10 protein-coding genes are annotated in these 8,768 nt (G+C 62.6%); 4 read left to right on the top strand and 6 right to left on the bottom strand.

Going from position 1 to position 8,768, the window contains the following annotated elements; genetic code table 11:
• Positions 1-220 precede the first annotated feature (220 nt).
• The 4 genes from B2747_RS20140 to B2747_RS06585 all read right to left on the bottom strand — a co-directional run bounded on the left by B2747_RS20140 (position 221) and on the right by B2747_RS06585 (position 2,972).
• Positions 221-508, bottom strand: coding sequence for a type II toxin-antitoxin system RelE/ParE family toxin (locus tag B2747_RS20140; protein ID WP_343125874.1), 288 nt, complete (start codon positions 506-508; stop codon positions 221-223).
• Positions 508-690, bottom strand: coding sequence for a hypothetical protein (locus tag B2747_RS06575; protein WP_291158166.1), 183 nt, complete (start codon positions 688-690; stop codon positions 508-510). The genes B2747_RS20140 and B2747_RS06575 overlap by 1 nt, the downstream gene beginning before the upstream one ends.
• A gap of 438 nt (positions 691-1,128) precedes the next feature.
• Positions 1,129-2,019, bottom strand: coding sequence for an SDR family oxidoreductase (locus B2747_RS06580; protein WP_291158168.1), 891 nt, complete (start codon positions 2,017-2,019; stop codon positions 1,129-1,131).
• Between the two features lie 50 nt (positions 2,020-2,069).
• Entirely contained in the window at positions 2,070-2,972 is a 903-nt protein-coding gene (locus tag B2747_RS06585) for an AraC family transcriptional regulator (RefSeq protein ID WP_291158170.1), read from the bottom strand.
• Between the two features lie 17 nt (positions 2,973-2,989).
• On the opposite strand from B2747_RS06585, the gene B2747_RS06590 reads away from it, so the two are divergent.
• Positions 2,990-3,883, top strand: coding sequence for a dienelactone hydrolase family protein (locus tag B2747_RS06590; protein ID WP_291158173.1), 894 nt, complete (start codon positions 2,990-2,992; stop codon positions 3,881-3,883).
• A gap of 181 nt (positions 3,884-4,064) precedes the next feature.
• Here B2747_RS06590 and B2747_RS06595 read toward each other — a convergent pair whose 3' ends face one another.
• The gene (locus B2747_RS06595; protein ID WP_291158176.1) at positions 4,065-4,748 is read right to left on the bottom strand and encodes a hypothetical protein; all 684 of its coding nucleotides are present in this window, start codon (positions 4,746-4,748) and stop codon (positions 4,065-4,067) included.
• A gap of 617 nt (positions 4,749-5,365) precedes the next feature.
• Between B2747_RS06595 and B2747_RS06600 the strand changes: the two genes are divergently transcribed.
• Complete coding sequence (locus B2747_RS06600; RefSeq protein ID WP_291158179.1) at positions 5,366-5,602, top strand: hypothetical protein; 237 nt, start codon at positions 5,366-5,368, stop codon at positions 5,600-5,602.
• A 210-nt stretch (positions 5,603-5,812) separates the two neighbouring features.
• Positions 5,813-6,274, top strand: a complete 462-nt coding sequence (locus B2747_RS06605; protein WP_291158182.1) for a nuclear transport factor 2 family protein — start codon at positions 5,813-5,815, stop codon at positions 6,272-6,274.
• Between the two features lie 170 nt (positions 6,275-6,444).
• On the opposite strand, the gene B2747_RS06610 is transcribed toward B2747_RS06605, so the two are convergent.
• Positions 6,445-6,666, bottom strand: coding sequence for a DUF433 domain-containing protein (locus tag B2747_RS06610; RefSeq protein WP_291158184.1), 222 nt, complete (start codon positions 6,664-6,666; stop codon positions 6,445-6,447).
• 337 nt (positions 6,667-7,003) lie between these two features.
• Between B2747_RS06610 and B2747_RS06615 the strand changes: the two genes are divergently transcribed.
• The gene (locus B2747_RS06615) at positions 7,004-8,689 is read left to right on the top strand and encodes a D-aminoacylase (protein ID WP_343125875.1); all 1,686 of its coding nucleotides are present in this window, start codon (positions 7,004-7,006) and stop codon (positions 8,687-8,689) included.
• Positions 8,690-8,768 lie beyond the last annotated feature (79 nt).

An 8,768-nucleotide genomic window follows, 5' to 3' on the forward strand; every position in this document is an offset into this window, starting at 1 on the left:
GCACACAAAACTCTGAACACGCCCGAAACAGCACGGATAAGGCATTCTCTTGTTGTTGATCCGTGCAGTTTCCGTTTCATCCGTGCAATCCGCGACAAGGCCGTTCACACCCCGACCGCCGTTCTCTGCGCCATCTGAAGTTCTTCAGGGTTCTCTTCGTGCCCCGTTGAAGATGTTGAAGGCCCAGTGGAACACGAGAGGCTTCTCGGCTGGCTCCCAGCTAGACCAAGTCAGGGAACGTGCGAGCTGCGTGAAAAATCGTGAGGATCACCACGGCGTCCTCGCCCCTCTCGTACACAATTCGGTATGGCGGCCTCACCAACTCTCTGAGTGAAGGATCACCACGTTCCGGTACCACGCGGCCGGAGTCCGGGAACAATGAGAGCTGATCCACCGCATTGTAGAGACGCGCTGCAACCAATTGCGCGAGGACAGCTGAGTCGCGCGCAATGTACGACTTGATGCTCGCGAGGTCCTCTACAGCCTGTGCAGTCCAGCGAATTTGCATCAGAGCCCGAGGCGACGCTTGACCTCATCGTGTTCGACCAGGCGATCGGCCTCTCGGTCGGCCTTTCCACGCTCGATTTTTGCCAGGAAGAGCAGGCGCTCAATCGCGTCCTCCACGGAAGCACCCTCGGGAAGGTGGTCGGCGGCTTCCTGTAGCAGGTCTTTCGCAGTCGAATGTGCCATGGTGTGCTCAGAGGGAAGTGGAGACACCAGAATAGTACTGGATTCTGAGCTGATTGGCGATGCCGTCAACCAGCGTATTGGCACTGCACGGCATCCTGTGATGCCGACACTGGGGGTCACAGCCATATCGTCAACAGCTCACGCAGAGAACAGCAGGAGAACCGCAGAGGTCGCAGAGCGGGGCGGTCGGGGTCGGGGTCCTTCATCGCGGATGACACGGATTGAGCGGAAACAGCACGGATAAGGCATTCTCTTGTTGTTGATCCGTGCAGTTTCCGCTCCATCCGCGAGATCCGCGACAAGGCTGTTCAATCCCAGACTGCAGCTCTCTGCGAACTCTGCGGTTCTCCTGTAGTTCTCTGCGTGAGCTGTTGACGATCCTGCAGACACCACGCACCCCGAATCGCGACACGAACTCAGAAGCCACGTGCCTCCGTCTCAAATCTCAAACGGCGGCGGCACCCGGCCATCAATGTCCGTGAAGCCGTAGAACCGCGCGAGATCCCCCACACGCAGTACCTGCCCACTATGGGCCATGATGTTGGGGTCCGACGCGAGCGCCACGACCGCACGGCCCAGATAGCGTGGCGACTCCGTGCGCGCGAGCGCCGGCACCGACTGCCACTGCGTTTCATCAGTCTGATGGCCCGCCAGCACAAATTCCGTACGCATCCAGCCGGGCGACACCGCCACCGAGGCCACATTGTGGGCCCGCAGTTCCTCGGCCATGCCAAAGGCCAGACGCGTCATGGACGCCTTGGCCAGGTCGTAGAACAGGTTGCCGGCCATGTAGCGATCGCGATCCCAGAACGTGGTCGTCACGATGAGCCCCTGGCCCTGCTCCACAAACCACGGCGCCGCGTGTCGGCTGGCCAACAGATGATTGCGCACGCCACGATCCATCATGGCGTCCCAATTTGACATGGGGCGCTCCCAGAACGGCGCCTTGAAAATGCCGTCGAACGTTTCGTGCCCGCCCCAGGCATTGTTCACCAATACATCGAGGCGGCCCTGCTCGGCACGCACTCTTTCGAACAGGGCGCGCACCTGCGTTTCGTCGGTGTGATCACAGGCCACCGCAATACCCCGTCCACCGGCGGCGGTCACGTCTTCGGCGGTTTGCTCAATGCTGCCGGGCAGTTGTTCGAGATGGGAGAGCGACTGGATCTGCTGGTACGTGGTGGCGGGACGATGTCGCTGACTGCGTCCGGTCACGTACACCGTGGCACCGGCGGCGCCGAGTTCCGTGGCAATGCCGCGGCCGGCCCCGCGGCTGGCACCGGTGACGATGGCAATGCAGTGGCTGAGTGATGGCTTGGGTTGGTGCATGGACATCCGATGGACTTCAGGCGGGTTGCGGGTGATGAAGTTGGAAGAATTCACCGCAAGCTGTCACGTCCACCGGCCGGCGTATTGGAAGAATGCGAAACGTTCTGCAGCAACTCGCCTGGCGTGAGACCGGCAAGAGCACGGAACTCGTTGATGAGATGCGCCTGATCGTAGTACCCCGCCTCGAGCGCCAGTTGCGTCCATCTGGGCGTATCCCTCGGCGTCTCATGCGGCCGAAGCCGCCGCAGTACGTCATGCATGCGCTGCAGGCGGCGCCACTCGCCCGGTGTCAGACCCAGATGTGAGGCAAACAACTGCTGCACTCGGCGCGTACTGAGCCCCAGCTCGGCGGCTACACTCCGCGTGGACAGCGTGCCCCCGTGGGTGGCAGCCTTGTGGGTGGCGAGACCGATGGCACGCAGCGTGCGCGAGTCTGTCGGCCGGCGCATGCCCTGCAATGCCGCAAACACCTGCTCCACCCGCCGCGCATCACTGCCGGCGTCCGCGAGCGTGTCCGGCAACTGCGGAGAGACGCCGCGCACCAGTGCCTCCCACGGCACCGTCTGATTGGCGAGCGCACTGGCCGGTACACCAAACAGCGCGAGACTCGCACCGGGACGCAGCGTGAGCGAAATGCCGTGCATGTGTCCCCGCATGGCCAGCACCACGGGACTGGCACTGGCTCCAGCCACCTGCACCTCGGCGTTGCCACCGTTGAGCGCAACAATCAGCCGCGACGCCCCATCGGGCAGCACCCGCTCCACCATTTCGTGTCCATCGGCAAAGTGCTCTTCGTAGGCCGTGACGTGCGCGACCAGCGGGCGCAGCGCGGCGGGCACGGCAAACGCCCGCATCGTGCTGGCGGGGACCGTGGTCTCCGGCGCACAGAGCGGGTCGCCATCGAGGCGGAGGAAGAGGCGTTCCCGCGCGGGGTGAGGTTTGCCTATTGCCACGTCAACTAACTTGCCATATGACGACCGATTTTGCCTCGACCTTCCGCGCCCGGCTGGGACTTGCCGAACCGGTGCGCGTTGAATTCCGGCGAACCGACTGCGTTGACGCCGACGGATACCGCCGCGAGCGTATCGAGTATCTGGGCCATGACGGCGATCACATCCCGGCCTTTCTGTTCACGCCAACCGACCGCGCACCGCAAAGTGGCGTGGTGGTATTTCATCAGCACAACGGCGAGTTCCACTTCGGCAAGAGCGAGGTGGCCGGTCTGGTGGGAGACCGCTATCAGGCCTTTGGCCCCGCTCTGGCTCGGCGAGGTCTTGCGGTACTGGCGCCCGATGCCCTGACGTTTGAAGATCGGCGTGGGCCTGTGCAGGGCACCGAGCCTGAGCACTTCGATTGGCTGCGGCACTACAACGCCATGGCGTACCGCATGCTTCAGGGTGACACCCTCATGCGCAAGGCACTGGATGACGCGCAGCGTGCGTTGAGTGTGCTCATGGACGCCGTCGCGCTGGACCCGAATCGAGTAGGAGTGGCAGGCCACTCGTTGGGCGGATATACCGCACTGTACCACGCCGCGCTGGACCCACGTTGTCAGTTCGCCTGCATCAGCGGCGCCGTGTGCAGCGTTGCCACCCGCATGCGGGAGGGTACCGGCTTCACGCTGTTCGAAACCGTACCCGGCCTGGCCCGTGAGTACGACACGCACGATGTGCTCTCGGCCATTGGGCCAAGACCGACGCTGGTGGTGTCGGGAAGCGGTGACAAGTACTCACGCGACGCCAATCAGGTGGTGGCCAGAGTGCGTGGGGACTTTGTCACGCACCTGCGGCGCGATTGTGGGCACGCGCTGGACGCGGAGCGTTTTGAGGCGATGGTGGAGTGGATTGTGGGCGTGAAACCCTGATGTCAGCAGCTCGATATCGAGAGCGACTCTCTCGTAACATGCCGCACTTGCTCTATCGGTGCCGATGCCCTCGACAAGGTTGGGAATTTTGATCCGCCCCGACTTGGGACAGCCAGAAGCGCCACGCGAGATTACACCCGGCACCGTGAGCTCTCGGTACGCACATGCCAGGTACTGCGCGCTACAATGGTTCGGTTCGATCAGGGTTGACCACCTGGCAGAGTATCACGTCGGCAACCATGCTGCCAACCGACATCCTCCGAATCTCGGTAGAGGCTACTAACTTCTCGGCCGCTTTCTGGATCCAGGGCGTGCGCATCGTTCTTGCAAACAGATCGGCGTCAGCGAACACGCGAGACCACTTGAGGCCGTTACCAGCGTAGCCGTCAACCATGAGTAGCGAAGCTGATGCAATACGTGCATCGATCGCGACCAGCAGTGCCATCTTGATCAAGTCCTGCTCGACCTCGCGAGGCGGCGGACCGTTGTAACCTAGGTCCCAAAGGTACTTCTGAAACGGCTTCCCCAGAACGCACTGGCTGCGGTTGTCACCTACCTTACTCGATTTTACCTCAAGAACGTGGAGCTGATCGTCGAGGGCGAGTACAAGGTCGGGGCGGCTTCTGGCAAGAAAGTGCCACTTTGGAATCTCAAAGGTTCGGCCCGCCACTTGACGTTCGGTGACCTGCCCGTCGGGATGGCGCTCACGCACCAATTGAGCTATCAGGTCCTCAAGGAGATGCTCGCGAGTATCGAACTTCTCGCTGTTCACCTGGCGCTGGCCACAGAGCGTCCTCAACAAATCATCGGCCTGAAGTCGAGCGATAAGCTCGGCAATCGGCCAGAGGTGGGATTCGCCAGTCAATTCAGTTATCTCCGGAGAGGTACGTCATCTTTCCAGGCATGCTTGCGAGGTTGGAGGGTGCCCGAGGGGCTTCCGGAAGCCCAGGGAGTTGCTTACCGAGCAAGAGCGTCCTTTGCGTCGCTGATTGGCTCGTATCGCGCGGCATCTTGAAGACGCAGTCCAATTGTCGTCCACAACAAGGACGAATTGGCTCGGGCCGGATGCGGTGCGACCAAGACCTGGGTAGGTCCCAACCAACCACTAAGACACCGTCGCTCCTCAAGAACAGCGGTCTCCAGCGCGACCTCAAAGATCGACTCCCAATGCTTGGCGTATCCCAGCCCGTAACACACCACAGCCGTCGGTCGATACTTGCGCACAAGCTGGCTGAGCAGCTGCACACGCATTGGAAGCACATGGTCGACGTATGAGGAGCGACTCGCAAGTTGGGGTACGCTTGTCGAGAGCTCCTGGTATGGCCAGGAATCGATGCTTTGAGCCGGAAGAGGAAGCAGCTCCAGAAGCGCCGCCGGGCCGTCGTTTGATCCAAACTCTTTGGCCTGGACGCTTCGCAGCGTGGCCAGATCCGTAGACCCACCTCTCCAAGCCTGCAGCGCCTTCATCAGTGCACACCACGTTTGCTGAAGCTTTGGGCGATCTTCGACAAAGTACTTCGTAACGCCAATGCCACGGTGGAAGCCTGCGAGGTCCTCGGTCGCTCGCCGACCACGCTCATTCCACGTGTTGACTCGAAGACGAAGCTCGCCGACATCTCGACCACCGCCCTCTTCCATCCCGAGAAACCACAGAGGTGCTCGCAGGTTTCCGTACCCGACGAATGTATTGATGAAGCCGTCCAGAGCATCCACAGTTGAGCTCCTGTCGTTCGGCAGAATCCAATGGAGCGCCGCCCCCTGCTCGTTGAGGGAGGTATCGATGGCCGGTGGGACTCCGCAAATGCGTGGGTAATATCGACGATCCGTCGATACCCTGTGCATGGCGCTGCAAACCCTTTGCGGGCGGTGCTGGTCGTATCTCCTGTACTCCCTCCGCCTCCTCCCATCCCCTCTGCGCCCCGGCTCCCAATGCGACTCTGCCGACTCCTTCAGCTCGTCGTTGCCACGGCCCTCTGGGCCGCCGCCCCAACCTCTATCGACGCCCAACCCGCTCCAGACCGCGCCGGCGCCGAGCGTGCCGCCCTCGACTACATCGAAGGCTTCTACGAGGGTGACACGGTCAAGCTGTATCGCAGCGTGTCGCCCGAGGTGCTCAAGTTCGGCTACTCCAAAGGCCGCGACGGATCGTGGCAGCACGTGCCGTTTCCCTGGCCGTCGTTCGGCAGCTTTGCGGCGGCCGTGCGCGCGGGCCGCAATCTGCCACCGGCCAATGCGCCCAAGCGCGTCGTGCTGTATGACGTGCAGGAGCAGATTGCCGCCGCCCGTGTGGACGCGTGGTGGGGCATGGACTACCTGCTCATGGCGCGCATGGATGGTCGGTGGAAGATCACCCATGTGCTCTGGCAGGGACCGCCGCCGAACAACCGATAGAACAGTCAGTTCGGGATCTGCTCAGGCAGCAACGATGCGCAATTGGCCTGGGGACATCTGCCCAAGCACTTCAAGCACCGCTGGAGCAATTGGCGCGAGGGTGGGCAGATTGTTGCGTGGCGCACGTATGACCACTATGCGAATCTGGCGACCGCGCACCTTCTGATCGACTATGCTGCCGGGGTCAACAGCGCCTGCTTGGCAAGTTCGAGTACGGCGATTGCGTGCTCACGCGTCACACTCGGAAACTCGTCAAGGAAATGATCGAGGGGGTGACCTGCCTCGAGATAGTCGATGAGACTCTGAACCGGCACTCGGGTCCCGGAGAAGACCGGCGTTCCGCCGAGACGATCCGGCGAAGTGCTGATGAGCGGCGTCGGGAGTACTGACATGGCGGGCTCCTTGGGGGTTATAACAAGCTACGCAGAGAAGGGACTTCTGTCATCTTCGGTGACGTACAGCTTGGGGCCTTAGGGACCAAGGAGCGCAGGTGGGGGGCGGCCAATTGCAACCTTTGGTAGCGGCTGATTGAAAGGTTTGGTGTCGGCCATTTGAAAGGCGCCGGAACTCAGATCTAGGCCGAGGGCGATTTGCGGCCCATGTTTGTCCAGCCCCACCCACCCCCTCCCTGCCAGCGCCCCGATGACCTCCCGTCGCCTGCGGCCCGCCCCGCCACGCTCCGCGTGGTTCTCTCGCACCCTCCTCGGCCGACTCGCCGCCGGCCTGCTCATGGCCGCCGCCGTGCCGTCCTGCAGCGAAGCGCCTCAATACGACCTGGTCATTAGGCACGGCAACATCTACGACGGCACGGGTCAGGCGCCAATCACCGGCGACGTGGCCGTAGTGGGCGATTCCATTGTCGCCGTGGGCGTGGTGAGCGGCAAAGGACGCACCGAGGTGGATGCCACCGGCATGGCCGTGTCACCCGGCTTCATCAACATGCTGAGCTGGGCCACGGAATCGCTCATCGAGGACGGCCGCAGTCTAAGCGACATCCGGCAGGGTGTCACGCTCGAGGTCATGGGCGAGGGCACGTCCATGGGCCCGCTGTCGGACACGCTCAAAGCCGACATGCTCGCCAAGCAGGGCGCCATTCGTTATCCCATCACCTGGCGCACGCTGCGTGAGTATCAGGACTCGCTGGTGGCCAAGGGCATCAGCACCAACATCGCGTCGTTTGTCGGGGCCACCACGGTGCGCATCAATCACGTGGGCTGGGACAACCGCGAGCCGACGCCCAGCGAACTCGCGGCCATGCAGGCCGAGGTGCGCCAGGCCATGGAAGACGGGGCGCTCGGCGTCGGGTCATCACTGATTTACACACCGGCGTTTTTTGCCAAGACGCCGGAACTGATTGCCCTCATGCAGGCCGCCGCCCCGTATGGCGGCATGTACATCTCGCATCTGCGCAGCGAGGGCGCGCGTTTTGAGCAGGCGGTGGAGGAGCTCATTGCCATTGCCGAGGCGAGTGGTGCGCGCGCCGAGATCTATCACATCAAGGCGGCGGGCGAGGGTAACTGGTCCAAGATGGACCGAGTGCTCGATCGCATCGACTCGGCGCGCGCCAAGGGCCTGGACATCACCGCCGACATGTATCCCTACACGGCGGGCGCGACGGGTCTTGATGCCGCCATGCCGCCCTGGGTGCAGGAAGGCGGATACGCAGCATGGGCCAAGCGTTTGCAGGATCCGGCCATTCGCGCGCGTGTTGCGCAGGAAATGCGCACGCCCACTGACCAGTGGGAGAGTCTCCTGCTTGCGGCCGGATCGCCGGAGCGTGTGCTGCTGAGCGGCTTCAAGAACGATACCCTCAAGCACTACACCGGCATGACCCTGGCGGCGGTGGCCAAGCAGCGTGGCACGACACCGGAAGAGACGGCCATGGACCTGGTGGTGCAGGACGGCAGCCGCGTGGGCACCATCTACTTCATCATCAGCGAAGACAATCTGGTGAAGGCCATGAAGCGCCCTTGGGTAAGCTTTGGCTCCGATGCGCAGTCCATGGCACCTGAAGGCGTGTTTCTGGGCAGCAGTCCGCATCCGCGCGCCTATGGCACCTTCGCCCGCGTGCTGGGCCGCTATGTGCGCGAGCAGAAGGTGCTCTCGCTCGAGGAAGCCATTCGCCGTATGACCAGTCTGCCGGCTGGCAATCTGCACATAGCGCGCCGCGGACAACTCAAGCCGGGCTATCTGGCCGACATCGTGGTGTTTGACCCGCAGACCATTGGCGATCACGCCACCTTCGAGGAACCGCATCAGTTGGCGACCGGCGTGCGAGATGTGTTTGTGAACGGCACCGCCGTGCTGCGCGACGGCGAACACACCGGCGCCAAGCCTGGCCGTGTGGTGCTGGGTCCCGGGGTAATCCCCCCTGAAAAGAGCGGTCGCCAAAAGTGGACTTTTCTCGTACACTGATCCGAGGAGGTTCCCATGAAGACATCGCGGTTTACCGATAGCCAGATCATCGCGATCCTGAAGGAGGCGGAGGGCGGCA

Source organism: Gemmatimonas sp. UBA7669 (assembly GCF_002483225.1).
Lineage (GTDB): Bacteria > Gemmatimonadota > Gemmatimonadetes > Gemmatimonadales > Gemmatimonadaceae > Gemmatimonas.